Raw genomic sequence first — 25,376 nt, 5'->3', positions numbered from 1 at the left:
GAAGCTAAAAACCAATGGTTGCAAAATAAAAGTAATCAGTAGAGCCGAAAAAATACCGATTACAGAAATCATGGAAATGGATTTCAAAGCGGGATGTTTTGCAAACACCAAAACTCCAATTCCCAAAAGTGTTGTCGCTACCGACAATAAAATAGATGTTCTATATGAAGCTAATTGTTTATTCCCAAACGTATGCTCTTTTTGCAAAGCCGAAGTCATAAAGATGCTATAATCAACTCCAATCCCAAAAACCAAGGTGCAAACGATAATGTTTACCACGTTAAATTGCAAGTCGAACATTCCCATTATTCCGGTGGTGAATATCCAACTGATCATTATTGGGATTATGCTGACAATTACCAACTCAATTTTTCTAAAAGCAAAAAAGAGAATTAAAAATACTGCGATAAACGAGTAATTCACAAGGTCCTCAAAATTGGTTTTCAACGTCCCAAGAAAGGTTTCATTGGTCTCTTGCCTATCAATGACAACAATGTTTTCCTGTTCCTTAATTTTGTTTACAAAGGCATCTCTTTTATTTATCGGAACTTTGACAAGAGTAGAAACCGTAAAAAACCCGTTTTTTTGAGCTACAAACTCTTCCAGAAAAAAGGATTTTACTTTAGCATATTCACTGAAAGGAATTGGCTTGAATTCTTTATCTAAAGTTTCATAAAATTTCGAAAAGGAACTGGCTTTGAAACCAAATGTACTTCCGTTCGCGATGAGTTGATTTTTAAGTTCCAATTTTTTTTGGCTATTCCAAAAAGTATTCCATTCTTGAATTTTTTGCTTTTGCATTGCTTCAGAAAATACAATCCCACCAATAGAACTGAAAGTCTGGATTTGACCACTGTTTTTTTCTTTTTCTAATGCTGTAAAAAGAGTATTGTTATTATTTAAAACCTCTTCGTAACTCTTGCCATAGACGGCCAAATAAATAGATTTTGAAGAAATCGCTGTAATGTTTTCGAGTTCTTTTTCCGCCTTCTTCAATTCTGGAGTCATGAAATTTATCGCCGAAAGATCATTATTGAAAGTAACTTTAGAATAAGTAAAAAAGGAGATTACCAAAAGAAGCAATACCGAGCCGACAAGAAATTTGCTTTTATGATACGAATAGCCTCCCAGTTTATCTATGATATTGTTCTTCGGGATTAAAACTTTATTTTTTGTTCCGTATAACAACGGAATAAGAACTAACGAAAACAAAGTCGTGGAAATCACACTCAAAGAAGCAAAAATACCCAAGTCTTTCAACGCTTCCGACTTTATAAAAAACAAACATAGAAAGGTAATTGCCGTTGTGATTCCGCATAATAGAAGCGGCTTTGTAATGTCTTTATAAAGTAGTTTTACGTTTTTATTGTTTCTTAAATGCGTCAGCACATAAATGGAATAATCGGTGGTTTCACCAAGCAAAATAGAACTAATCCCAAGTGAAATGGCCGAAATGGTGCCTTTCCAAAAATACAAAACGGATAAAGCGAACAATGCCCCAAATAACGAGGGAATAAAAATAATTATCGGCGTCAATACACTTCTGTAAAAGTAAATAAGAATAAGCATCAAGCTTATAGCTGCAAATATGGCGGTATTCTGAACGTCCGCTTTTATTTGGGTCGCATTTGCAACAGCGACCGGCGTTGAACCAAAATAACTCATTGCAACTTTATCAGTAAATCTGGCATTCAAACTTTCCTTTATAGCATTCAGTTTTCCAATAAAAAGGGTGTTTTTATCCGTTTCGTTAGCAGACAATTTAGGAGTTATGAAAAGGAGAATGTTTTTCTTGTCTTTGGTCATCACATATCCATTGTTCAATTCAAAATCATCACCAACACCAAGTTGCTGCAACTTTTTTAAAGCTATGAATGAAATCCCAAGCGGATCCTGAAGAATGAAATCTTTAGAAACGATTCCCGTAGGGGATATTAGTGTTTTATAGTTTCCTTCGACAATTTCAGCGATACTGTCTTTCTGAATTCTATTCTGGATGGTTGCATAATCCTCTTTGTCTAGGAAAAGAGGCAAATTATCATTGACAAAATCAAATGTTTCTTGGATATTTTCATCGGCAATCTTCCCTTGAATTTTTCCAATGTATGATGCACAATTTGCGTTTATACTATCCAGAAAAACGTTTGCATATTGTGTTAAATCTTCGGGGGAACCGTTTTGTTTGCTAGTGATTATTATGGCGATTTTATCCGCAAAGTCAACTTGTTCCAGTACTTTAGAAGTAACACTCGATTGGTCGTTTGAAGGTATTAATTGATTTATATTTTCTTGAAAAGTAATCTTGGAAGCAAAAAACCCGAATATCAAAAGCATCGAAAATAAAATTCCAAAAAAAGTGAATTTGTATTTATTGGCAAACGTATGGACCGTAACTAAAAAGTTATGCATTCTTTATTTTTTTATTTTTAATTGTACTAAAAACAGTCATTAAGACGTAACCCAAGAGGCCGAAGGTGATTGCCATTATTGTAGCCAATAAAAAACTGCCCACGATATATTGACCAATATTGTTTTTAATATCAGTAAAAGTAATCGATTTATCTAAAAATATGGGCGTGTCAGAATGAATAAAATTACCGCCTAGTGTCAATGACCCATATATTATAAGAGGAATCATAGGTGGAAAACTAATATTCGAAAAGGCAAACGAAATGGCCTTATTTAGTTTTAACACAACTGCCAAAAATAAAACCGTAACTGTCTGAAAGCCCCAGAAAGGCGAAATCCCAATAAAAACCCCTAAAGCAATTGAGAGTGATTTCTTTAAATTGCTGTCATTCCCGTGCAAAATGTTCTCGATCAGGAATTTTTTAATTCCCTTCTTTTTTAGGCTACGGAAAAAATTCCTCGGCTTGATATAGGCTAATGTAATGACAACCAATACGGTATTCAAGATACTTATCCTGGTAAAATCTTTAAAAGGTCTAAAATGAGAAACCCTTTCCGTTGGGTCATATAAGACCTGAATAGGCATATTTACAACCTTAATGCCTTTCCATGCGGAACGTACGATAACCTCAATTTCAAATTCGAATTTGTTGGTGAAATATTTTTTTGGAATTTGTCGCAGCGGATACAATCTATAACCGGATTGGGTATCTTCAAGTCGGATTCCGGTTTCAAACCAAAACCAAAAATTAGAAAATTTATTCCCGAAACTACTTTTTTTAGGAACGCCTTCCTGCATCATGTTCCTACTTCCTATAATCAAGGCATCTTCTTCTTTTTCTAGTAAGTCAATAAACTTCGGAATGTCAGATGCAAAATGTTGCCCATCAGAATCTATCGTAATCGCGTAATTGTAGTTCAGTTCAATCGCTTTTTTAAAACCAGCCCGCAGCGCCAATCCTTTCCCGCTGTTTTTAGGGAAATGTATTTGAACGAGCTGAGTATAATTTTCTAGAATCTGTGCTGTTTCATCAGTGGAACCATCATTAATAATAATAATATTCGAAGTATAAAGTAAAACCGAATCTAAAACCCGTTTTAGCGTTTTGCAGTTATTATACGTGGGTACAATAACACAAACTTTCATTTGATTGATTCTATCAATTTCAGACAAAACAACTTCCATTTTAATTACTTTTTAACTTGCTATTCCACTCTTTAAAAAATTTTAGAGTGTTGTTTTTTCATAAAGACAATTCAGTTTCAATGCCACTGTATCACCAAAATAACTTGTATTCTTAACTTTTACTAAACCAGTATCAGTTGTAGTAATATCTAATTCCAACCTTAATTCTGGAGTAAGAAAAGGATTTATTAATGCCGTAAACTTAACATCAATTAGCTTTTGCATCATTAATGAGTCCCCAGTAATTTGTTCTGTCAGTTCTTTTATGATTTGCATCATGCAAACTCCAGGCATAATTGGATTGTCAGGAAAATGTCCTTTAAAAACAATATGCTTTTCATTTATTAAAATAGTTGCTCGACGTTGCGAATCGGTAATAGATTCAATTGAAAGTATTTTATAAAAATATTCTAAAAGCATAGATTCTATTTTAAGTCAAAAGTATATGTCGCCCCTATTTGATAGCCAAAATTGGTATTGACAGTTGCACTACCGTTCCTGTCATCAATTGCATCCCTTGTCCCTTTTTTAATTCTTGCTTCAAACCCAATTCCATTTGGAAAAATATAACCAATCCCGCCTGTTAAACCAAGATCAATATCTTCTCCCTTTGAGATTTCTGCTCTATATTCATTTTTGCGGTCAATTTTAAAATCATCACCAACTAGAAAGTCAAAATAAGGACCCGCTAGAATATAAAAACTCTTGTTGATATTAAATTTATTCATGGTTACAAAAGATAAATATTGCAACGAGACATCAGCATCTCTTTCTTCATAAACTGTGTTTATCTCCGTTGGAGAAACTTGGTCATAATAAAATCCCGAAACTGTTCCTTTTCCTCCTTGTCTTGAATAAATTAATTCAGGTTGCAAGGAATAAACATTAGAAAATTTAATGGTACCAAAACCACCTATATAGAAATCTGTTTTGTTTTCAAGATTAGTATCCTGTAATTTTGAAAAATTCAATCCGGCCTTAATTCCCGGTTTAAAACTTACTTGCGCTTCTGACTGTAAAACACCTAAAATTGCAAAAACTACAATAAAAAACACTTTTTTCATAATTCTAATTTGATTTTGATTGGAGATAATTAAGTTCGATTTTTAATTTGATATTCTTATGCTGTATTACAACTCTTTCAGCAAAAATATTGTTTTCTGAGTCAAAACTAATGCTAATTTTTTCCTTTGTTCTCGAAGAATGCACAATTTTGTACTGTTTCTCATTTGTTTTTGACACAAAAAGAAAGTTATACATATTCCCCTCTCTAGATTGATAAACTTCATCCGTCGTATTCTCGAACTGCTCTTCTATCAAATATTGCTTTCTTAAAAGCAATCTGAAATCATTTTTCAAAGTATTGATGAGAATCTTCCGGTCTAATTCTTCCGCAATTGAATTCACTTTAAAATCATTTTCAGAGATTTCAAAGTCCAATAATTTATTCCCAAATTCAGTTGTAAAAACGACCCGGTGCGTGGCCTCGTTTATTTTTTTTGCAATAAAAATCCCCGTTAATTCATTCCCATAAACTGATATGTTTGCTTTATAAACATAGTCTGTGTCTGAATTGGAAAAATAGGGAACGGCAACAATCTTTTTTTCTAAAGGCACTTTAGTATATCCTTTTACAACATTCGATGCGCAAGAAGATAAAACAACAACTAAAAAAAAATTAATTAGTAAAAACGGAATCGTCGATTTTCGCATTTATTGTTTTGTTTTTTAATACAATTCGGGTGTAGTCTTCGGATGATTCAATAAGTTTTACCTGCTCAACGGTTGCCTCCTCTTTGTCAAAAGTCAGCTCTATTTGTCTGATATATTTCTTTAATTTGGCATCTTTCGGAATGAATCTGGTTATATTGTTCCCCTTCGTTTTAAAATAAGAAATGGTAAATTCCTTGTCATCAAACATATCTCCACTGACGCTTCCAACAATCAGTTTGTTGATTTTACCGAACATTTTACTGTTGCCAATATCAACCGATTTCTTTTTGCCTTCATCATTTATCAAGATTTTTCCGCTTTTAAAAATAACGCTGTAACTGTACGGTCTTTTATATTGCCAAAGCAACAAACTAGGCTCTTTGAAAATCATTTTACCTGAAGTTTCAATGTCTTTCGACAAAAAATCCATGTGTTTGTATTGGACAAAATCAGTGCTTAGCGTTTTTATCTTTTTCGAAACAACCGCTACCGATTGTTTAAAGCTATTAATTTCGCTGACAGACATTTTTTGCTCCTGGGCAAATGAGGCAAGGCTAATAACAGCGGTCAGGAATACAACCAAGTAGGTTTTAATTTGCATATGCTTTAATATTTAAAAGTTGTTCTAATGAAACAACGGTATAGTTGTTTTTTTGCAGAAATTGCAATAACTGTTCCAATACGTTTACGGAATGTTTTGAAGTGTCGTGTAAAAGCACAATTCCACCTGGAGCAACACGTTTTACTATTCTATCGTAAAGCACTTTTTCATCCTTTACCACGCCATCCAGCGATCTTATGTTCCAACCGATTACTTTGTGCTTTGTGACCTCTAAAGCGCGTCTAATCGATGGATTCGTGACGCCGTAAGGCGGTCTGAATAAGTTGATTTTCTTTCCCGTGAATTTTTCAAGAAGCGCGTCGGTCTTCTTAATTTCGTCTATTAATTTTTTCTTTCGAAAAAAATCAAAAAAATGAGAATGGCTATACGAGTGATTTCCCATGATGTGACCTTCGGCAATGGTGCGCTGCGCAATCTCGGGATATTTTTCAATGTTCTTACCAATGCAAAAAAAGGCAGCTTTTACATCATACTTTTTTAATAGATTCAGGACCAACACAGTATTTTCGTTTGGGCCATCATCGAAAGTCAGCGCAATTATCTTTTCTTTTTCCTGTGGATTGCGGCATAAAGCTTTTACGTGATAATTAGACGAAACGACAAAGGAACCCCATAAAACAATCAGAAACCACAATAAAATAACTGCAATAAAATAGCCTGTCCCAATTGCTGAAAAATGGTTCACAAGAGCCATTATAATCAGAATTGAAATGAAAAGAGGCAAAATTATTTTGTTTTTTATCATTTTGAAATCAGGGTAAAACTATGATCTATTCCCTTGTATTGATTGTACAATAGGATATTTTTATATGCTGATTTTTCAACAGCGTTCACTTCTACAATTGCCGGAATTTGTTGGGTTTTTATAATTTTGGCCCCTAACCATAGTCCAAATGCCGAAGCCGTATAATATTCGCCACTCAGATGTTTGTAATAAACCTGAGGGACATTTATAAATGCAGTAGTAGCAAGATTGTCGTAATAGCAATCATATTCAACATCACCATTGTAACCAAAAACCACAGCGTCGATATCAGCAATTTCTAATCCATTCGATTTTAAAAAAGAATTCATTTTTGCTTCAAGCTGATCCACATCCATTTTATTCCAGATTTCAACATCCAAAACCTCAGCATATGTAGATTCGTTTTTTTCGCTTTCCAAAACAAAAAAAGTGGCTCCCTCACCATAAACAGCTCCTTTAGTTGTAGCGTTTAAAACTTGATAAGGTACTTCATTGTCTTTTTTTATAAAACCTGCCCTTTTAAAAAGCGAGGCGGTATAGTCGTTCATTTCGTCAATCCCACCGATTAAAATGGAGGAAGCTTCATTGTCATCGATTTGCATTTTTGCATCCAATAACGATGATTCAAATGAAACGGCACCATTTACATAAGTAAAATTATACCCTTTACAGCCTAATCCCAAAGCGATTTGTGCTCCAACAGTATTATGGGTCGACTGAATAAAAGCGGTTGGTGTCAGGAATTCTTCTTTGTTATCGAGAATTGCTTTTAGAAACTTATCCGAATCCTCAATGCAACCCAGACCGGTTCCGGTAATAATGGCATCAACATTCGTGATGTTGGCTTCTTTCATGGCAAGAGCCGCAGCTACAATTCCATTCTTCACCCCTTTTGCCATTCTTCTAATGGCCATTGGTGCAATAAAATCTTTGTAAACGGGAACCTTCAATGTGAGTACATTGTCGTTTTCATTCAATTCGGCTTCTTCCAGAAAAACAGTGTCAAATGTTTTTTGGGCTGATATGCATCCTAAACCATTTATATATGTTTTGCTCATTCGCTTTTAGAAAATATAAGAGTCGAACAGTTGCCTCCAAATCCAAAAGAATTGGACAATACATGTTCGATGTTTTTGTGCTTCAAAGTTGTTTGCGGCACTAAATTAAATTCCTCCATCGGAGTTTTAAAATTCAGATTTGGGAAAACAACATTATTCTGAATTGCCAAAACACTGTAAACTGCTTCAATTGCGGCTGCAGCAGCCAAAGTATGACCCGTAAATGGTTTTGTCGAACTAAAATCGGGCGCCTTGTCATCGCCAAAAATCCTCACTATCGCCCTTCCTTCAGACAAATCATTGTTGGGCGTAGCCGTCCCGTGGACATTGATATAGTCTATTTGTTCCGGTTTTAGATCCGCAACCTGAAATGCTTTTTGCATCGCCAAAAAGGCACCGTCCCCGTTTTCAGAAGAGGCAGTTTGGTGAAAAGCGTCATTCGCATTTCCGTAACCAGAAACCCTTGCCAACACCTTTTTATTTTCTTTCCTTACCACTTCATCCGACTCTAAGACCAAATAGGCTGCGGCTTCTCCCAAATTCAGCCCTTTTCGATCATTATCAAAAGGCATATTATAGCCATCAGATAAAATCATAAGTGTCTTGAATCCGTTGATGGTGAATTTAGTCAAAGCATCTGTTCCTCCAACAATTACTCTGTCCAATTTTCCGCTTTTTATCATGCGTGCACCAAGCATAATGGCATTAGCCGCCGAAGAACAGGCTGTGCTAACAGTAGTTACCATTCCCTCCAAGCCCAACTCATTTGCGATTTTATGGGCTACATCGCCACTATCATAACTATCGATGTATTTTAATGCTGCTTCATTTTCAAAAAATTCATTGTGTTTTTTTTCGGTCATGTCCATTCCGCCGACACTAGTCGCCGAAATCAAACCCGTTTTGTATTCATTTATGGAAGAAATTCCAGCGTTACGAATGGCCTGTTTAGCAGCAATAGCGCCCAACATTGCTGTTCTGGAGAAATTATTGTCTGGAGATAGTTGAAGTTCACCAGCCAATTGATCATTGCTTTTCTTTATTTCTCCAACTTTTATTGCATTTGAATGAACCGTCGAAATGTTTTCGATAGTTGTTATAGCCACTTTGTTATTCACTAATGAAATGAGGTTCTCCTCTACCGTATTTCCAATGGCAGAAATGATTCCCATCCCCGTTATAGCAACTCCTTTGTTCATTATAATTTTAGATTTCAATAATTATTTCAATCTATTTGCAGCAATATAAGCCGCCATAGTTTCAATAGACTGGAAAATCACTTTTCCTTCTTTTGGATCCGTTAATTTAATTCCATAATCTTTATCCAACATTACGATAAGCTCCAAGGCATCGATAGAATCCAAACCTAAACCATCGCCAAATAGAGGATCATTATCATTTATATCTTCCAGATTTATGTCTTCTAAACTTAAAACTGCGATAATTTTTTCTTTTAATTCTTGTATTAATGCTTGCATGATTATTTTTTATAAACTGTTTTTATTGTCTCTATTTGGTGTTCCACAACTCCTTCTTTAGCTACTAAATAAAGGAATGCTTTGTATTCTTCATTGAAATATTCTACCCAACCACACAATACCTTATCTGCTTTTTTAGTGTCCAAAAGAACATTCGCATAATTCACCATGAATTCCGGGTTGAATTCTTCAAATATAAAGAAAGAATTCTCGGTTTTGAGTTGATGCCGAATACTAATTTCCCCCAGACAAATATTAGGCAAAGTGTAAACAAAAACTGCGGGACTCGGAAAGTAATTTTCTTCGTGTGAAATAGTTTCCTGATATTTCACATCCGTATCTAAACTTGATGATTTGTTGGCAAAAACCAATGCAATATTATTTTCTGCTTCTGGATCAATTTCATCTTTTAATAAAATTTCAGCCCCCAAAAATGCCAATTTGCTCAAGCTGTCCATTTTGAAAAACTTGGGATAATTGATTTCCAGTTTTTTATAGGCTTGTTTTGAAAAGTCTGCAAATGAAGTTGACTCTGCTTCAAAAACGGTTTCATCATTCAGAACTATTTTATTGTTTTGAATGGTACAAAAGGAATGTATATAGTTTTTATTTTCTGTCATTAGTTCACTTTTTCGAATAAGACGGCGCTATTACATCCTCCAAAACCAGAGGCCGTTTTTAGAAAATACCTGCTGTTTTTATTTTCGTTTTTCTCGATGACATTAATCGGCTGACTTACCCCTAATTCATCAAATCCCAGAGAAACGAACAGTTTATTTTCCAAAACTGATTGAATTCCAATTACCGCTTCAAGCAATCCGGATGCGCCTAAAGTGTGTCCATAAAAACCTTTCAGACTATTTACGGGAGTATTCTCCAATCCCAATCTATTAAATGCTATGGCTTCCATTTCGTCATTAAATGAAGTTGCCGTTCCGTGTGCAGAAATATAATCGATTTGGTCGGCTTCTATTTCGGCTTCCGCCAAAGCACTTTTGATACTTCTGAAAAGTCCTTCCCCGGTTCTGGATGGCCCCGAAATATGATTGGCATCATTTATCGATCCATCACCTATAATTTTTATTTTTGAACTTCCTTTATTTGAAGAGACTAAAACTGCTGCTGCCGCTTCGCCAAGTGTAACTCCGTTTCTGTTTTTTGAATATGGTTTGCATGGCGCGTCGCTCATAGCCTGAAAGGAATTAAATCCAGACAAAACAAACTCCGAAACCTCATCGCCAGCAACTATAAAAATGTTGTCGTATATCTTGCTTTGAATCAGTCTTTTGGCAACTGAAACTGCCATAATTCCAGAAACACAGGCATTCGAAATCACGATGGGTTCCGTTTTAAATTTAAAGAAGTCAGCGACTTTTTTTGCCAAATGAGGCAACTGCGCTTTCTGAAAATTTTCTTCGGATTTATTTTTTAGGGCCGTTATATTTCCCTTGGTGGTGGAAAGTATAAATGCTGTTCTATCATTAAAATCTAATTTAGATTTTTCAGCTATTGGATACAAAGCCAAAATCATCATTTTTTCGAGCTTCGTATAATTAACCGCCGGAGAAATTTTGGCGAAAGCCGTATCCAAATCTATGTCATTGATTATAGACGCATAAAAAGGAGCCATCATCAACGATGAATTTTGATGTAATTGAATACCAGAAACACATGCACCAATGTTCTTGACATTAGCGGCGACATCAAACCCTATGGGCGTAATGCAATTGCTTTCGGTTATAAATGCTTCTCTCATCATCTTATGTCAGTAGTCCCACTTTTTGTTTCCACTCTTCATAAAAAGGGGGATTCGTAAGCATTAAATCTCCATTTTTATCCAGAAAAACCTGAATAGTTTCTCCTGTACAAACAACATTATTATCGACGTCGAAAATCTTATAACGGTGAATAATTTTTGCAGCGGGAGTGGCAACAATCGTAGTTTCTATTCTAGCCACATCACCATACCGTAAGGACAATTTGTGCTCGCAAGTCGATTTCACGATGGGAGTTGTAAATCCGCTGTCAAAAACATCAAGATAGGAAATGCCATGATGGCGACCAAAGGCCTCGCGACCATCCTCAAAATAGGTGATGTAATAGCCATGCCAAACGATCCCAAGCGGATCCGTTTCATTGAATCGCACTCTTATATCATGAGCGACAGTCAATGATTCCACCTCTTTATATTGTTCTTTTTTTCTTATCATTTAAAAAATGCAATTGTTGTGGTAATTATAAAAAACAAAAGTAAGCTTTATTAGTTACTTGGCCAGAACCGTTTTCATTTGGCCAAAAGCGATTTTCACATCATGAAGTGTAGTAACGATATCCACTAAAGTTATTCCTGCAAATTGTTGCAAAATGGTAACCGTAGTCTTTATCTCATCATGAAGTTTTGGCAATTCTTTTATTTCAACATTTTTAATAGAACCAATGTAACCCGTAGGCGCTATTTCTTGTTTTAAGAAAAATTCATAACCAGTGTGCAAAGCAACAGATTGTGCCATATGCTCTATTAGTCCTGATTCAACCAGGATTCCGTTATGAAAAAAAATATTGTCTTCCTGAATTTTTAAGCCTGAAACTATTTCTGTTTCGGTATAGGAAAACATTTTATCAACCATTACAAAAGGGAACTTTTGCGGCAATAACTGTTCTACAAAATCTTTGTCAAAAACTGTATTTGATTCCATGCTTTATTTTTTGGTCTGATTTTCTAGTTGATTCCAAAAATCAAAATAATTGAACCACTGTAACGGATATTTTTTAAGAATCGACTCGACACTTTCTATATAGGCTAATAACAAGCCTTTTGCGTCACGGTGTTTCACTTTGGCTTCTCTGGCATATAGATGATAGTGCAAGTTAGCCTCTTTCATTACATAAACAAAAATTACAGGAACCTGCAGTCTGGACGCAATAAGAAATGGTCCCGCAGGAAAACGTGCTTCTTGTCCCAATAAATTTTCTGATAATGATTTTGCTCCTTCAAAATAGCGGTCTCCAGTAAAACAAATCAATTCATTATTTGCCAAAGCATTGTTTATTTCAAAAACATGCGATAAATCATCTTGGATAATAATGAATTTAACATTCGGTTTTTGGGAAATGCTCTCAAGGTAGTTCTTAATCGTAGAATGCTCCAAGTCAGAAGTGACCAAATTGATTTGAAAATCCAAATCTATCTCTCCAAAAAAATGTTCAGCTATCTCAAAATTACCGATATGTGCACTTATGAGCACTCCTCCCTTTTTTTCGGCTAATGCCTTTTTTAATATCTCAATACCATCAAATTCGTAGCTGAATTTATTTCGCATCCCTGCCGAAATGGAAATTTTATCGATGATGGTTTGTCCAAAAGTATAGTAACTCTTGAAAACCATCTGTTTCGATTTGAAGTAGGAAAAACCTTGTCGTTTGTTGAAATAGTAAAAGATGGCTCGATTACTCTTTTTTAGAAAAAGGAAATAATATGAGGAAACAAAATAGAGAATAAAATAGGCCGATTGGATTCCTACTTTTTTAATAAAAAAAACAAAAATTTTGTATCCTAAAAGTGTCCCTTTAGACTTACCGTCCCATTGGCTCATTAACTATTTTTTGCTTTTAACTTATTTTCGATTAAGTCGTAAAAACTTTGAAAAGAAGCAATTCCTACGAAATCAACCTCAACTAATTTTACACCAAAATTGGATTCAATGGAAACAACTAAATCCACATAATCCAAACTATCTAATCCTAAAGTATCTTTTAAATTTGCATCCGGTTGAACATCATCAGCTTCGACTTCAAATTCATCAACCAAAAAACTATTTATCTTTTTAACTATTTCTTCTTTATTCATCACTCTTTTTAAACTTTTTAACCACCAAGGCTGAATTTGTTCCGCCAAATCCAAAGGAATTCGACAAAAATATATCAATTTTTTTATTTAATGTGGTTTTAACCAAATTTAATTTTTTGGAATCCTCATCAGGGTTTTCTAAATTGATATTGGGTGCAATAAAATCATTTTGCATCATTAAAATCGAATAGATAACTTCACTTGCTCCCGCCATCCAACATTCGTGTCCTGTCATTGATTTCGTTGAGCTTACAGGAGTATTACTTTCACCAAAAATTTCAAAAATGGCTTTAGCCTCATTAACGTCTCCTACAGGAGTCGATGTTGCATGAGCATTTATATAATCAATATCACTTGCTTTCAGTCCGGCTTCATCTAGCGCTCTTTGCATTGCAATGGATGGGCCTTCGACGTTTGGGGTAGAAATATGCCCCCCGTTAGACGAGAATCCATAACCAACAACTTCAGCAATAATAGTCGCTCCGCGCTTTACGGCAGATTCATAACTTTCCAAAATTAAAGTAGCGGCACCACCGCTAGGAACTAGGCCGTCTCTTGAGGAATCAAAAGGCCTGGATGCTTTTGTCGGCTCCTCTTCTCTGGGCGAAAAAACACCTAAACCATCAAAACTGCACATTGCATATTTGTTGATTTCCTGTGCTCCTCCGCAAATTATCATGTCCTGAAAACCACTTTTTATTAAAAAATAAGCCAACCCAATAGAATGTGACCCGCTTGCGCAGGCCGCACTGATGGTAAGGTTTATTCCTCTTAGCTTAAAAATGGTCGAAAGATTCATCGTAACCGTTGAGTTCATCGATTTGAAAATCGCTCCCGAACCTATCAGCGCAGTATCTTTTTTCTCTCTTACAATATCGGTAGCCTCAATAATTGCTTTTGAGACGCTGTCATTACCATACATGATACCTACTTCATTTTCATCAAAAAAAGCATCGTCGATATTCGCATTTTTCAAAGCCTCTATTGTGGACATATAGGCAAATTCTGTCTCTTCGCCGAGACTTATTCTTTGCCTCCTGGAAAGTAAATTTTTCAAATCCGGTTTGGGCACCATTCCCGTTAGGGCGGAACGAAAACCAAACTCTTTGCGTTCGGGATCAAATACAATTCCTGATTTACCCTCATACAAGGCGTCTTTTACTTCGTCTAAGGATGTCCCTATACACGAGTAAATTCCCATTCCTGTTATTACAACTCTTCTATCCATTGTCTTAAAAGTAATTTTATGAATAAATCCCTCCGTTTATATTGATAATTTCTCCCGTAATATAACTGGACTTTTTAGAAACCAAAAAACTCACCAGATCTGCTACTTCTTCCGCTTCTCCAAAACGATTTGCGGGGACTAATTTAATCAATTCTTTCTCATCTAATTGGCTGGTCATATCCGTTCTAATAAAACCGGGGGCTACTGCATTTACGGTAACTTTACGTTTTGCTACTTCTTGCGCCAAAGCCTTGGTTGCGGCAACAACAGCACCTTTCGCGGCAGAATAATTCGTTTGTCCCGCAGTTCCTTTTACTCCTGAAAGTGAAACTATGTTTACAATTCGCCCGTACTTATTACGTAACATTTTTTGAATGAAAAAATTAGTGACATTAAAAAAGCCATTCAAACTGGTATTTACAACGCTCGACCAATCTTCCGGACTCATCCACATAAACAAACCGTCTTTTGTAATTCCGGCATTATTCACGATCGCTTCAACCAGCGCGTCGGGATTTGCTTCCTGCCATTGCGTCAACTTGTTTTTCACCTCCTCAAAGTCCGCCACGTCAAACTGTATTATTTCGGCGGTTGCACCCAATTTTTTCACTTCTTCAAGTGTCTGTTCGGCTGCGGCCTTATTTGAATGGTAATTAATCAGAATATGGTAATCTGTATCAACAGCTAATTTCTGACAAATGGCACTGCCAATTCCTCTTGAGCCGCCTGTTACTAATGCACACTTCATAAGTATATTTTGTTTTTTCTTGTGTTTCTAAGCTGTCTTTTATTTGTAAAGACCGTCAGTCAAAAACAGAAGCTAATTATTTTTATTTTTTAAACTAAAAAAACCAATGTACTAATTATTAATCAAATAATCTTTGACCTTTTGGACAAAAGGATACATCACCTGGTCTTCTTTGAATTCTGGAACAATGGCCCTAACGTCATCGTACATTTTTTTAGTGACGGACGAAATTTCATCTTTTTGTCCCAAAGCATCTATGGCTTGGACAATCGTAATTATTTCGATACTCAGTACTTCAAAAGCATTCTCGATTACTTTTGCGGTAATCACAGCTGCATTGGTCCCCATACTCACAATATCCTGATTGTCATTATTGTTTGGAATACTATGAATATACATCGGATTGGACAGCATTTGATTTTCGGCAGTGGTTGAAGTGGCCGTAAATTGCACACCCTGCATCCCAAAATTAAATCCTAATGTCCCCAAATTTACAAATGGAGGTAAAATCTCATTGATTTTTGAATTTAGCAAATAATTTAATTGACGTTCCGCAAGCATGGTTAATTTGGTAATCACAATCTTAAGTTTATCCATCTCCAAGGATATATAGTCCCCATGGAAATTCCCTCCATGATACACATGTTGGTTTTTCACATCAATAATAGGATTATCATTTGCCGAATTAAATTCGTCTTCAAGTATAGAAGCCACATTATTGATAGTTTCTAAAACAGGCCCTAATATCTGAGGCACACAACGCAATGAATAATATTCTTGCACCTTTTCTTTAAAAATCTCCTCATTATTCTCACCGGAGTACAAATGATCCTCTCTTTTTCTGATCAAAGTACTGTCGGCAAGGTTTTCTCTCATTCTGAGAGCGACTTCTCGCTGTCCTTTATGACGTTTGGTTTTATTTAGTTCTTCCGAGAAATGATCATCATAAGCCTGGACAATTTCATTTATTGCACAAGAAGATTTTAATGACCAATCCAGTAATTTGCTTGCATGGTGCACATTCACAACTCCAATTCCGGTCATTACAGAAGTTCCGTTTATCAATGCCAAGCCTTCCCTGATTTCTACCTGAATGGGTTTTAGATTTTCAATCTCAAAAACTTCTTTGGTTGCTCTTCTTTCTCCTTTATAAAAAACTTCACCTTCGCCGATCAAAACTAGCGCCAAATGTGCCAACTGAACTAAATCTCCACTGGCGCCCACTCCACCGTGTTCAAAAATCAAAGGAGTAATATCTTTGTTAATCAATGCCGCCATCAGATGAATTACGGATGGATGTACCCCAGAATTCCCTAACGAAAGCGTATTTAAACGCGCCAATATAGCCGCTTTTACACAAACCGCATTGAGTGGCTTTCCAGTTCCAGATGAGTGACTTCTGATTAAATTGTATTGCAATTGAATTCTGTCCTCGTCTTTAATTCGGTATTGCGCCATGGGTCCAAAACCGGTGTTGACGCCATAAATAATTTTATTTTCAGAAAATTCTTTTAAAAAGTCAAAACTTTCATTTACCCTTTTTAATACAAGATCACTTATTTCGATTTGTTTATTTCCAAAGATTATTGATTCGAAGTCCTTTAGACTTAAAAATTCATTTATAGTGCTCATGTAGCCCTTTTTGATTATAGTGGATTCGTTTTTTTTATCAAAATAAATGTAGTTATTTTGAGGATAGCAAATGTAACGCAATAATCAATTATAATATAATAATATGCTAAAGGAGTTTGTGGATGTATTAATCATTGGAGCTGGGCCTTCAGGATGTGTCTCGGCAGCTCATCTTTTCAATAACAAAGTCAAAGTGAAGATTGTCGAAAAAACAAAGTTTCCGCGACTTGTCGTAGGCGAAAGTCTAATCCCGCGCGTCATGGACCATTTTGCGGAAGCGGGATTGTTTGAAAGTCTTGATGCAATGAATTTTGAAAAAAAACTTGGGGCACGATTCATAAGAGGGGAAGAGGTTTGCATTTTCGATTTCAGCAATAAGTTCTCGGAGGGTTGGGATTGGACTTGGCAAGTGCCAAGAGCTGATTTTGACAATACGATGGCACAAGAAATTATTAGAAAAGGAATTGATTTGGAATTCGAATCGGAGGTGATTTCCATTTCCTTCGAAGGAAAAAATTCTAAAACAATCGTAAAAGACAAAGAAGGAAACCTGAAAGAGATTAATGCCAAATTTGTTATTGATTCCAGCGGCTATGGTAGAGTACTACCTCGACTTTTAGATTTAGACACGCCTTCAAAACTAGATCCCCATTCTTCTATTTTTACACATGTTAAAGACAACAAAAGACCTGATGGCGAAGAAGGAACCATGATTTCCTTTGATATTTTAGAAACGAAAGTATGGCTATGGGTTATTCCGTTTTCTAATGGGAATACCAGTATAGGAATTGTAGGCCCAACGGATTTCATCAATTCCCTTTCGGAAAATAAAAATAATACAGAGGCTTTGAATAATGCCATTCAGCTTTCGGACTATTATGTCAATCGTTTTGGCGGAGTTGATTTTTTGTTTGAACCCATAAAATTAGAAAACTATTCCCGCTCCGTAAAACAGATGTATGGTGATGGTTTTGCCCTTACAGGAAACAGCTCTGAATTTTTAGACCCTGTTTTTTCGTCAGGCGTAGCCTTTGCGACCGAATCTGGGATGCTTGCCGCAAAACTATTCATAAAAGAATCGCAAGGAATTAGCGTCAATTGGGAAGAAGAGTTTACTGGTTATATGAAAAAAGGGATTAGCGTTTTTACCACTTATGTAAAAGAATGGTACACCGGAAACCTACAGACCTTGTTTTTTCATCAACCGGAAAACCCTGAGGTGAAACGCAAAATTTGCGCGGTCCTTGCCGGTTATGTTTGGGATGAAAGCAATCCTTTTGTCAAGAAACACCATAATTTAATTAAAAATATGGCTCATCTTATTGAAATGGACAACAATAAAAAAACAGAAAACCCTAATACTTAATTAGGGTTTTCTGTTTAAAACTTGATTATCTATAAACCGATTTCAAAAGCCTTTGCGCTAATGACTTTCCAGTTTTAGCATATCCTTCCCCGATTCTGGTTTCATTGCTAAAATTATTTCCCCATTGATCTCCTGGGGCATCTTTGCTGGTGATTTCCGCTAAAACATTAGTTGGATTTCCCGTCTCCACAAATGTCAGCAATGTTGTCACTTTTGCAGGTTGTTTCATCATCATAACATCCCAACCCGGATATATCCATACCGATTTTACAATTAGTGTATAAGGAGCGGCTGTCAATCCTTCCTGGAAACTAACGTCCACATCTTTTTTTGACAATACGACGTTAACCAATTCCAAGAATTTTGGATTCCAAGAAAGTTCTTTACTGGCTTCCCATTTTTTGGCCCAAATGTCACCTACATTTTTGTGCTTTTCATTAAGCTCATTAGTTCTTTCCTCAACATAGGTCGCTTCAGATTTATTTTCTTTCATTAATGTCAATTCGCTGTAGTCAAATTGCACATTAATCTCTTTTTGATCTTTAAGGAAATCAAAATTCCCCTTGACCACATCCATCCTTTGAGCCGTCATCATAGACGAAACAAATAATACTGATAACACTAATTTTTTCATTGGTTTTGTTTATTATTATGTGTAAAAAACTTACAAGTAAAAATATATAATTATAATTAATATATAAATAAAAAAGACCCATTATTTTTTATATCATACAGCTCCTTTGATGCTGATTAACTTTGAATTATATTTGCAGATTAATTGTCGCCGTTTGCGATGGTGCGTGAGGGATAGAAGCGGCATCCTTTTGTGAAGCTCGCGAAACAAAAGATACAGTGGATAGCCCGACCTTGCTGCAACGATCGTGGAAGCAAAGGCACGCCCTAAAAAAATAGATACTAACAGAAGATGAAACATATAAGGAATTTTTGCATTATTGCACATATTGACCACGGAAAAAGCACACTTGCTGACCGACTACTTGGCGCTACACAAACGGTTACCGCCCGTCAAGAAAAAGCGCAATTGCTTGACAACATGGACTTGGAACGGGAACGTGGGATTACCATAAAAAGTCATGCCATCCAAATGGAATACACTTACAAAGGACAAGAATATATCTTGAATTTGATTGATACTCCCGGACACGTAGATTTTTCGTATGAAGTTTCTAGATCCATTGCGGCCTGTGAAGGTGCTCTTTTGATTGTAGATGCGGCACAAAGCATTCAAGCACAAACGATTTCAAATTTATATTTGGCTTTGGAGAATGACCTGGAAATTATTCCGGTTTTAAACAAAGTAGATTTGCCAAGCGCCAACCCGGAAGAAGTAAGTGACGATATTATTGATTTACTAGGTTGTAAATTAGAAGATATTATTCATGCTTCCGGAAAAACTGGTTTTGGTGTCGAAAATATTTTGGCTGCCATTATCGAAAAAATTCCACCTCCAGCAGGGAATGTCGACGAACCGTTACAAGCTTTAATTTTTGACTCACATTACAATCCGTTTCGCGGAATTGAAGTTATTTTCCGTGTTAAAAACGGTCAAATAAAAAAGGGTCAGAAGATAAAATTCATGGCTACGGGCAACGAGTATTTTGCAGACGAAATTGGTACATTAAAATTAAACCAAGTTCCTAAACAAGTAATTTCGGCAGGTGATGTTGGATACTTGATTTCGGGAATTAAGGAAGCCAAAGAAGTAAAAGTGGGCGATACGTTGACGGATGCAAAAAATCCAACAACAAATATAATTAAGGGTTTTGAAGATGTGAAACCAATGGTTTTTGCAGGGATTTATCCTGTAGACACCGAAGATTACGAGGAACTGAGAAACTCTATGGAAAAACTACAATTGAACGATGCTTCACTTGTGTTTTTACCTGAAAGTTCGGCAGCTTTGGGATTTGGTTTCCGTTGTGGATTCTTGGGAATGTTGCACATGGAGATTATCCAGGAGCGTCTTGAAAGAGAGTTTAACATGACGGTTATAACTACCGTTCCCAACGTTTCTTACCATGCGTTTACCAAAAAAAATCCCGATACAGCATTGATTGTGAACAATCCTTCTGACTTGCCTGAACCTTCTCGTTTAGATCACGTTGAGGAGCCTTTTATTAAAGCTACTATTATTACAAAAGCCGATTATGTTGGAAACGTAATGAGTTTGTGTATCGAAAAACGTGGGTTGATCACCAATCAAACCTATTTGACTACGGAACGTGTAGAGTTGACTTTTGACATGCCACTGGCAGAGATTGTGTTTGATTTTTACGATCGTTTGAAAACCGTTTCTAAAGGATATGCTTCATTTGATTACACGCCAATTGGAATGCGAACTTCCAATTTGGTTAAAGTAGATATTTTATTGAATGCTACCATTGTTGATGCTTTATCTTCATTGATGCACGTAGATAACGCCTATTCTATTGGCAAAAAGATGTGTGAAAAACTGAAAGAGTTGATTCCACGTCAACAATTTGATATTCCTGTTCAAGCGGCGATTGGCGTTAAAGTGATTTCTCGTGAAACAATCAAAGCTTTACGTAAAGACGTTACCGCCAAATGTTATGGTGGAGACATTTCTCGTAAACGTAAATTATTGGAGAAACAGAAAAAGGGTAAAAAACGTATGAGATTGGTTGGGAATGTTGAAATTCCGCAAGAGGCATTTATGGCTGTTTTGAAGTTGAATGATTAAATCCTTTTTTAGAGAATAGAAGAAAGAGCAAAGAATAAAGAAAAACCTGATGATGAAAATTATCAGGTTTTTTGTGTATTACTTATCCTTCAACCATTCAAATAACCGTTTCGCATCTTCCAACTTAAATAACTGTGTCCCTTCGTTCATTGTTGCCGCCGAACCACAGGCTACGCCCCAACGGATCACTTCCTTCAGGTTTTTACCTTGCGAAAGTGCCCAGACCATTCCACCCACCATGCTGTCACCGGCACCTACTGTACTTTTTTTTGCAACATTGGGCGCAGGAACAAAATCGGATGAGTCTTTGGTCACCAGGACAGCTCCTTGTGGCCCGAGGGAAACGACCACGATTTCGGCTCCACCGTTTGCAATGATTTGTTTTGCCGCATCGCTGACTTCTTCCATCTCGAGGCGCTCTACGCCGATTAGTTTCGCCAATTCACCCACATTGGGCTTAATCATATAAACTCCCGTTTCCAATGCTTTTTTCAAAGGGTCACCCGAAGTATCAACAATCAATTTTGCATTTAATTTTTTTGCTATTTCAGCAATTACTTGATAAAAATCTGTCCTCAAATCCTTGTTTAAACCACCGCTGACCACAACATACTTAGAATTTAATTTTTGCACGGCTTCAATGATCCTACCTTGTTCGGCAGTTGAAATAACTGGCCCCGGAAAACTAAAACGATATTGGGAATTAGTGTTGTCGTCAGTGGCCACAAAACTCTCTCTTGTCCAATTTTTAATTTCGATAGCCTCGGACACAATCGATTCTTTATTGATCAGTTCTTCCAGCATTTTTCCCGTTGGCCCTCCAGATGTGTAGATTGCCAAAGACGTTTCCCCTAGGCGAGAAATGGCTTTAGACACATTAATTCCTCCACCTCCGGCATCAAATTGAGGCTCTTGACATCTTATTTTTTGCTCAGGCACCAGTCCCGAAAAATGCGCACTTTTATCAAGGGCCGGGTTGACCGTGATGGTCGCTATATCAATTGATTTCATTTTGCTGTTTTTACTATTCTAAAGGTGCGAAAAAAAAATTAAATCTCAAAACAGAGCCATCTACAATCAAAATTCCGAAATCGATGGGTTCTTTTTAATTAGCCAAAACCTTTACAACTTTGTACCTTTGTACCTCCTAATCAATTTTAGAAAGGGGACAGACGAAATAAACTAAAAAAAATGATTGAAGATAAAAACCCACAACGCACAAGTATAGCCCAGCTAGGAGAATTTCGATTGATCGAGCATTTGACACAAAACTTCGAAATTAACCAGCCTTCCACGCTGAAAGGAATTGGTGATGACGCCGCTGTTCTTGATCTTAAGGATAAAAAAGTGGTTGTTTCCACCGACTTGTTGATTGAAGGGGTGCATTTTGATTTGGCCTATATGCCTTTGAAACACTTAGGATACAAAGCGGTAACCACTAATATTTCAGATATATGTGCGATGAATGCCAAAGCCACTCAGATCACGGTTTCCATTGCAGTTTCAAATCGTTTCCCATTAGAAGCTTTAGATGAATTATTTGCAGGGATTGCACATGCTTCCAAAGAATATAATGTTGATGTTGTTGGCGGTGACACAACGTCTTCTCAAAAAGGGTTGATCATCAGCATTACTGCAATTGGCGAGGCTGACGAAGATGAAATCGTGTACAGAAATGGCGCAAAACAAACGGATTTGCTGGTAGTAACTGGCGACATTGGTGCGGCATACATGGGACTACAGGTGTTAGAACGTGAAAAACAGGTATTTCAGGTAAATCCTAATTCGCAACCTGATTTGGATGCTTATACGTACTTGATCGAGCGCCAACTAAAACCCGAAGCACGAAAAGATGTTCGTACTTTATTCCATGCCTTGGAAATAAAACCAACGTCGATGATCGACATATCGGATGGATTATCTTCTGAAATTATGCATTTGTGTAAGCAATCAAAGGTGGGCTGTAATTTGTACGAGGATAAATTACCGTTAGATCCCCAATTAATAAGTGTATGTGAGGAATTTGATATTGACAGCACTACAGTCGCCATAAACGGAGGGGAAGATTACGAATTACTTTTCACCATTGCCATGGAAGATTTTGACAAGATAAAAGCGAACCCTAATTTCTCCATTATTGGACACATGGTTCAAGAAAGTGAGGGAATCCATTTAGTGACCAGAGCAAACACCAAAATCCCTTTAAAAGCGCGAGGTTGGGATTCAATAACTCTATAAAACAAAAAAACGGCATTTTTACAAAATGCCGTTTTTTTTGTTCCTTTTTTATGTTAAAATAACAATCCGATATTTCGGGCTTCACGCACCAAATCGATGTCGCTCCCCTCAGTCACTTTTAATAACTCCTTAAGATTTAACTTTCGAACTTCGATTGCGTTTAAAGATATTGGGATGTATTGTGGAATGTCTTTTGTCTTTGTTCCTTTGGACAAATGGAACAGAATTTGTTTATCGAACAAATCTATTTCTACATTATTTTCTTGGGAATCCAACATTTTCAGAACAGACTGACTATAATATTGTTCGTTTTTGATCACTTTATCAAAAGCGAATAACAGTTCGTCAAATGTCAAATCATTTTTGATCACTAATCCATGAGGATTAATTGTTTTTATGATGGTTTTTATTTTCAAAAATTCGGTGAACATGGTAAGCAAGATAATTCGGCAGTTGGGCATTGCCTCCAAAATCAATTTTGCCAAATCTTCACCGGAATAAAGTCCCTTTTCTTCATAAGGCGGCATACTTATGTCCAAGAAAGCAATGTCAAAAGGTATTGTATCCGGATCCGTAATAACATTATACGCTGACTCGCAATCCTTTGCTTCAGATATGAAAAACTCATACTTATTTGGATTATATCTCGTAATTGCATTTTTGTATCCCTGTATAATAAAAGGATGATCATCAACAATTAGTATATTACTCTTTATGGTTGTTAGGCCAGCCGCTTCCATTGCCATTGTTATATAGGTATTTGTATTTGTTCTATTGGTACAGTTACGGTGATGACCGTACCTTCCCCTTTTTTGGATTTTATGTTAAATACTCCATCACACTCCTTAGTTCGCGATAGCATATTTTGTATTCCTATTCCTTTTCTTTTCAAATTAGAATTAAATCCGATTCCATTATCGCTAATCACCAATAATAAATTATCCTCTTGCTTTTTCAATTCAATGCTAATAGAATTTGCTTTGGCATACTTGTTAATATTTTGAAGCGATTCCTGGATAATACGGAATAAATTAATCTTCACCGAGTTGGCCATTAATTCCCATTTTATTCTTCTATCTATGTTTGAGACCAACTTAGATTGAAATGTTCTCCTTTGTTCTTCAAATAGATTGTCAACGATGGCAACGAAGTTATTAATTAATTCCGATTTCTCTCTATTCAGGTCATGAGAAATTTCACGGATATCCTGTTCTATATTTTTTAACTCAGATAAATAACTAATTCTTTGGTTGATAGCCGTCTCATCCTGGATCCGATTTAGACTGTCCAGATTCATCCTAACACCAAACATCCTTCCCAAAACCCCATCATGCAGCTCTTGCGCCACCCTTTTTTTCTCCTTTACCCTATTCGTTTCAATCGTGTTTTGCTGGGAAATCATTAAATTATAAATATCCTCATTGGCTACTTGCTGCTGCTGTTTGTACAAAAGCTCCCTGTTTTTGGTTTTTTGGGCTTTTATGATGTATAGAAATAACCCTAAAATAGTTAATGCACTAAACACATATACTAGATTCCTGTTTTGAACTTCTAAACTGGAATTCTCAGTTTTTATTTTGTCAGTTTCATATTCAATACGAGAAAATTTATCACCCATGCTGCGTTCTGCTTTTTGTAATTCTTCATTGAGTAGAATGTATTTTTTTGTATAAACAGCCGCTTTTTCAGGCTCAATTACCGCTAATTGCTTAAGGGCCACTAAAATATCCCGAGGATTATTTGTTGCTTTTGATAATAAAAGAGCTTCGTTCGAATACTGTAATGCCTTGATGGTATCATTTTTTGAAGCGAAGTACTCTGATAAGTGAATTTTATTAATAAATATTCCAGCGTTCAATTTTAAACTATCTCGTAATTTCAGGGATTGATAAAATAGTTCTGGCAAACCATCAGTCTCTTTTAATTTAAATTTTGAAAATGCTAAATTATCCAATAACATCCCATAGACTGCTGGTTTCTGTATAAATAGATTTTCTTGCTTAAGCCCCTTTTGAAAATAGTCTTTGGCAAGTAAGTAATTTTGTGAACTAAGATAAAGAAAACCGATATTGTTATAAGAAGTGGCTCTAGCCTGAAATACTTTGGGAATTATTTGATCATCACTAATTAGCAATGCTTTATTATGATATGTAATTGCATTTTCATATTCACCTAGCTCGCCATATATAATTCCCAACAGATTGTAAGCATCATACAGAATATTATTTGTCTGCTTTTCTTCCTTAATTGTTTTTAACACACTGAAAACGGTTGTTGCTGAACCTGAAAAATCACCAGCTTTGTATTGTAAAGTAGCTTTATTGATTAATGTTTTACCCAAATTAAAATTATCATTCTGATCCTTATACATTTTTTCCGCTTTT

Annotated in this window: 26 protein-coding genes; 3 read left to right on the top strand and 23 right to left on the bottom strand. The window is 36.0% G+C overall.

What is annotated here, in order from left to right; all coding sequences use genetic code 11:
- From VIH09_RS05635 to VIH09_RS05545, 19 genes are all read right to left on the bottom strand, one after another.
- The coding region (locus VIH09_RS05635) for an MMPL family transporter (RefSeq protein ID WP_331578754.1) at window positions 1-2,409 on the bottom strand (2,409 nt) is incomplete at its 3' end.
- Window positions 2,402-3,595 (bottom strand): DUF2062 domain-containing protein, encoded by a 1,194-nt coding sequence (locus tag VIH09_RS05630; RefSeq protein WP_331578752.1) that lies wholly within the window; start codon window positions 3,593-3,595, stop codon window positions 2,402-2,404. The genes VIH09_RS05635 and VIH09_RS05630, both read right to left, overlap by 8 nt.
- Before the next feature lie 42 nt (window positions 3,596-3,637).
- The gene (locus tag VIH09_RS05625; protein WP_331578750.1) at window positions 3,638-4,015 is read right to left on the bottom strand and encodes a 3-hydroxyacyl-ACP dehydratase; all 378 of its coding nucleotides are present in this window, start codon (window positions 4,013-4,015) and stop codon (window positions 3,638-3,640) included.
- 5 nt (window positions 4,016-4,020) lie between these two features.
- The gene (locus VIH09_RS05620) at window positions 4,021-4,659 is read right to left on the bottom strand and encodes a porin family protein (RefSeq protein WP_331578748.1); all 639 of its coding nucleotides are present in this window, start codon (window positions 4,657-4,659) and stop codon (window positions 4,021-4,023) included.
- Between the two features lie 4 nt (window positions 4,660-4,663).
- Window positions 4,664-5,308: a hypothetical protein gene (locus tag VIH09_RS05615; RefSeq protein WP_331578746.1), complete on the bottom strand. Its 645-nt coding sequence runs from the start codon at window positions 5,306-5,308 to the stop codon at window positions 4,664-4,666.
- Complete coding sequence (locus VIH09_RS05610; protein WP_331578744.1) at window positions 5,274-5,909, bottom strand: outer membrane lipoprotein carrier protein LolA; 636 nt, start codon at window positions 5,907-5,909, stop codon at window positions 5,274-5,276. Before VIH09_RS05610 ends, VIH09_RS05615 begins: the two co-directional genes overlap by 35 nt.
- The gene (locus VIH09_RS05605; protein WP_331578742.1) at window positions 5,899-6,675 is read right to left on the bottom strand and encodes a polysaccharide deacetylase family protein; all 777 of its coding nucleotides are present in this window, start codon (window positions 6,673-6,675) and stop codon (window positions 5,899-5,901) included. Before VIH09_RS05605 ends, VIH09_RS05610 begins: the two co-directional genes overlap by 11 nt.
- A complete protein-coding gene (locus VIH09_RS05600) occupies window positions 6,672-7,733 on the bottom strand; it encodes a beta-ketoacyl synthase N-terminal-like domain-containing protein (RefSeq protein ID WP_331578740.1) in 1,062 nt (353 codons plus the stop codon). The genes VIH09_RS05605 and VIH09_RS05600 overlap by 4 nt, the downstream gene beginning before the upstream one ends.
- Window positions 7,730-8,932, bottom strand: coding sequence for a beta-ketoacyl-[acyl-carrier-protein] synthase family protein (locus VIH09_RS05595; RefSeq protein WP_331578738.1), 1,203 nt, complete (start codon window positions 8,930-8,932; stop codon window positions 7,730-7,732). The genes VIH09_RS05600 and VIH09_RS05595 overlap by 4 nt, the downstream gene beginning before the upstream one ends.
- Window positions 8,933-8,953: 21 nt before the next feature.
- Window positions 8,954-9,211 (bottom strand): phosphopantetheine-binding protein, encoded by a 258-nt coding sequence (locus tag VIH09_RS05590; RefSeq protein ID WP_331578736.1) that lies wholly within the window; start codon window positions 9,209-9,211, stop codon window positions 8,954-8,956.
- Between the two features lie 2 nt (window positions 9,212-9,213).
- Complete coding sequence (locus tag VIH09_RS05585) at window positions 9,214-9,831, bottom strand: 3-oxoacyl-ACP synthase (protein WP_331578734.1); 618 nt, start codon at window positions 9,829-9,831, stop codon at window positions 9,214-9,216.
- Window positions 9,831-10,970 carry a beta-ketoacyl-[acyl-carrier-protein] synthase family protein gene (locus tag VIH09_RS05580; protein WP_331578732.1) on the bottom strand — a complete coding sequence of 380 codons (1,140 nt, stop codon included), beginning with the start codon at window positions 10,968-10,970 and terminating at the stop codon, window positions 9,831-9,833. Before VIH09_RS05580 ends, VIH09_RS05585 begins: the two co-directional genes overlap by 1 nt.
- A gap of 1 nt (window position 10,971) precedes the next feature.
- A complete protein-coding gene (locus tag VIH09_RS05575) occupies window positions 10,972-11,421 on the bottom strand; it encodes an acyl-CoA thioesterase (RefSeq protein ID WP_331578730.1) in 450 nt (149 codons plus the stop codon).
- 54 nt (window positions 11,422-11,475) lie between these two features.
- Window positions 11,476-11,907 carry a hypothetical protein gene (locus VIH09_RS05570; RefSeq protein ID WP_331578728.1) on the bottom strand — a complete coding sequence of 144 codons (432 nt, stop codon included), beginning with the start codon at window positions 11,905-11,907 and terminating at the stop codon, window positions 11,476-11,478.
- A 3-nt stretch (window positions 11,908-11,910) separates the two neighbouring features.
- Window positions 11,911-12,804, bottom strand: a complete 894-nt coding sequence (locus VIH09_RS05565) for a lipid A biosynthesis acyltransferase (protein ID WP_331578726.1) — start codon at window positions 12,802-12,804, stop codon at window positions 11,911-11,913.
- Window positions 12,804-13,058: an acyl carrier protein gene (locus VIH09_RS05560; RefSeq protein WP_331578724.1), complete on the bottom strand. Its 255-nt coding sequence runs from the start codon at window positions 13,056-13,058 to the stop codon at window positions 12,804-12,806. Before VIH09_RS05560 ends, VIH09_RS05565 begins: the two co-directional genes overlap by 1 nt.
- The gene (locus VIH09_RS05555; protein WP_331578722.1) at window positions 13,051-14,286 is read right to left on the bottom strand and encodes a beta-ketoacyl-[acyl-carrier-protein] synthase family protein; all 1,236 of its coding nucleotides are present in this window, start codon (window positions 14,284-14,286) and stop codon (window positions 13,051-13,053) included. Before VIH09_RS05555 ends, VIH09_RS05560 begins: the two co-directional genes overlap by 8 nt.
- Window positions 14,287-14,302: 16 nt before the next feature.
- Window positions 14,303-15,034 (bottom strand): 3-oxoacyl-ACP reductase FabG, encoded by a 732-nt coding sequence (gene fabG / locus VIH09_RS05550; protein WP_331578720.1) that lies wholly within the window; start codon window positions 15,032-15,034, stop codon window positions 14,303-14,305.
- Window positions 15,035-15,145: 111 nt separating this feature from the next.
- A complete protein-coding gene (locus tag VIH09_RS05545) occupies window positions 15,146-16,666 on the bottom strand; it encodes an aromatic amino acid ammonia-lyase (RefSeq protein WP_331578718.1) in 1,521 nt (506 codons plus the stop codon).
- Between the two features lie 103 nt (window positions 16,667-16,769).
- On the opposite strand from VIH09_RS05545, the gene VIH09_RS05540 reads away from it, so the two are divergent.
- Window positions 16,770-18,032: an NAD(P)/FAD-dependent oxidoreductase gene (locus VIH09_RS05540; RefSeq protein ID WP_331578716.1), complete on the top strand. Its 1,263-nt coding sequence runs from the start codon at window positions 16,770-16,772 to the stop codon at window positions 18,030-18,032.
- A gap of 25 nt (window positions 18,033-18,057) precedes the next feature.
- On the opposite strand, the gene VIH09_RS05535 is transcribed toward VIH09_RS05540, so the two are convergent.
- On the bottom strand, window positions 18,058-18,666 hold the full coding sequence (locus tag VIH09_RS05535) for a hypothetical protein (protein ID WP_331578714.1): 609 nt from the start codon (window positions 18,664-18,666) through the stop codon (window positions 18,058-18,060).
- Between the two features lie 291 nt (window positions 18,667-18,957).
- Here VIH09_RS05535 and lepA point away from each other — a divergent pair, with 291 nt between their 5' ends.
- Window positions 18,958-20,754, top strand: a complete 1,797-nt coding sequence (gene lepA, locus VIH09_RS05530; RefSeq protein ID WP_331578712.1) for a translation elongation factor 4 — start codon at window positions 18,958-18,960, stop codon at window positions 20,752-20,754.
- Window positions 20,755-20,832: 78 nt separating this feature from the next.
- Here the strand turns inward: lepA and VIH09_RS05525 are convergent, their stop codons facing one another.
- A complete protein-coding gene (locus VIH09_RS05525) occupies window positions 20,833-21,765 on the bottom strand; it encodes a 1-phosphofructokinase family hexose kinase (RefSeq protein WP_331578710.1) in 933 nt (310 codons plus the stop codon).
- Window positions 21,766-21,945: 180 nt separating this feature from the next.
- On the opposite strand from VIH09_RS05525, the gene thiL reads away from it, so the two are divergent.
- Complete coding sequence (gene thiL, locus VIH09_RS05520; protein ID WP_331578708.1) at window positions 21,946-22,992, top strand: thiamine-phosphate kinase; 1,047 nt, start codon at window positions 21,946-21,948, stop codon at window positions 22,990-22,992.
- Between the two features lie 53 nt (window positions 22,993-23,045).
- Here the strand turns inward: thiL and VIH09_RS05515 are convergent, their stop codons facing one another.
- The gene (locus tag VIH09_RS05515; RefSeq protein ID WP_331578706.1) at window positions 23,046-23,738 is read right to left on the bottom strand and encodes a response regulator; all 693 of its coding nucleotides are present in this window, start codon (window positions 23,736-23,738) and stop codon (window positions 23,046-23,048) included.
- A gap of 2 nt (window positions 23,739-23,740) precedes the next feature.
- On the bottom strand, window positions 23,741-25,333 hold the full coding sequence (locus VIH09_RS05510; RefSeq protein ID WP_331578704.1) for a tetratricopeptide repeat-containing sensor histidine kinase: 1,593 nt from the start codon (window positions 25,331-25,333) through the stop codon (window positions 23,741-23,743).
- Window positions 25,334-25,376: the final 43 nt, after the last annotated feature.

The sequence above is a fragment of the Flavobacterium sp. genome, assembly GCF_036515215.1.
Taxonomy (GTDB): Bacteria; Bacteroidota; Bacteroidia; order Flavobacteriales; family Flavobacteriaceae; genus Flavobacterium.
This window is presented reverse-complemented; position numbering and strand designations above follow the sequence as displayed.

Excerpts from the sequence above, each read along its gene's own strand:
- VIH09_RS05630 (WP_331578752.1), bottom strand. The coding sequence starts at position 3,595 with ATGGAAGTTGTTTTGTCTGAAATTGATAGAATCAATCAAATGAAAGTT.
- VIH09_RS05625 (WP_331578750.1), bottom strand. The coding sequence starts at position 4,015 with ATGCTTTTAGAATATTTTTATAAAATACTTTCAATTGAATCTATTACC.
- VIH09_RS05620 (WP_331578748.1), bottom strand. The coding sequence starts at position 4,659 with ATGAAAAAAGTGTTTTTTATTGTAGTTTTTGCAATTTTAGGTGTTTTA.
- VIH09_RS05615 (WP_331578746.1), bottom strand. The coding sequence starts at position 5,308 with ATGCGAAAATCGACGATTCCGTTTTTACTAATTAATTTTTTTTTAGTT.
- VIH09_RS05610 (WP_331578744.1), bottom strand. The coding sequence starts at position 5,909 with ATGCAAATTAAAACCTACTTGGTTGTATTCCTGACCGCTGTTATTAGC.
- VIH09_RS05605 (WP_331578742.1), bottom strand. The coding sequence starts at position 6,675 with ATGATAAAAAACAAAATAATTTTGCCTCTTTTCATTTCAATTCTGATT.
- VIH09_RS05600 (WP_331578740.1), bottom strand. The coding sequence starts at position 7,733 with ATGAGCAAAACATATATAAATGGTTTAGGATGCATATCAGCCCAAAAA.
- VIH09_RS05595 (WP_331578738.1), bottom strand. The coding sequence starts at position 8,932 with ATGAACAAAGGAGTTGCTATAACGGGGATGGGAATCATTTCTGCCATT.
- VIH09_RS05590 (WP_331578736.1), bottom strand. The coding sequence starts at position 9,211 with ATGCAAGCATTAATACAAGAATTAAAAGAAAAAATTATCGCAGTTTTA.
- VIH09_RS05585 (WP_331578734.1), bottom strand. The coding sequence starts at position 9,831 with ATGACAGAAAATAAAAACTATATACATTCCTTTTGTACCATTCAAAAC.
- VIH09_RS05580 (WP_331578732.1), bottom strand. The coding sequence starts at position 10,970 with ATGATGAGAGAAGCATTTATAACCGAAAGCAATTGCATTACGCCCATA.
- VIH09_RS05575 (WP_331578730.1), bottom strand. The coding sequence starts at position 11,421 with ATGATAAGAAAAAAAGAACAATATAAAGAGGTGGAATCATTGACTGTC.
- VIH09_RS05570 (WP_331578728.1), bottom strand. The coding sequence starts at position 11,907 with ATGGAATCAAATACAGTTTTTGACAAAGATTTTGTAGAACAGTTATTG.
- VIH09_RS05565 (WP_331578726.1), bottom strand. The coding sequence starts at position 12,804 with ATGAGCCAATGGGACGGTAAGTCTAAAGGGACACTTTTAGGATACAAA.
- VIH09_RS05560 (WP_331578724.1), bottom strand. The coding sequence starts at position 13,058 with ATGAATAAAGAAGAAATAGTTAAAAAGATAAATAGTTTTTTGGTTGAT.
- VIH09_RS05555 (WP_331578722.1), bottom strand. The coding sequence starts at position 14,286 with ATGGATAGAAGAGTTGTAATAACAGGAATGGGAATTTACTCGTGTATA.
- fabG (WP_331578720.1), bottom strand. The coding sequence starts at position 15,034 with ATGAAGTGTGCATTAGTAACAGGCGGCTCAAGAGGAATTGGCAGTGCC.
- VIH09_RS05545 (WP_331578718.1), bottom strand. The coding sequence starts at position 16,666 with ATGAGCACTATAAATGAATTTTTAAGTCTAAAGGACTTCGAATCAATA.
- VIH09_RS05540 (WP_331578716.1), top strand. The coding sequence starts at position 16,770 with ATGCTAAAGGAGTTTGTGGATGTATTAATCATTGGAGCTGGGCCTTCA.
- VIH09_RS05535 (WP_331578714.1), bottom strand. The coding sequence starts at position 18,666 with ATGAAAAAATTAGTGTTATCAGTATTATTTGTTTCGTCTATGATGACG.
- lepA (WP_331578712.1), top strand. The coding sequence starts at position 18,958 with ATGAAACATATAAGGAATTTTTGCATTATTGCACATATTGACCACGGA.
- VIH09_RS05525 (WP_331578710.1), bottom strand. The coding sequence starts at position 21,765 with ATGAAATCAATTGATATAGCGACCATCACGGTCAACCCGGCCCTTGAT.
- thiL (WP_331578708.1), top strand. The coding sequence starts at position 21,946 with ATGATTGAAGATAAAAACCCACAACGCACAAGTATAGCCCAGCTAGGA.
- VIH09_RS05515 (WP_331578706.1), bottom strand. The coding sequence starts at position 23,738 with ATGGCAATGGAAGCGGCTGGCCTAACAACCATAAAGAGTAATATACTA.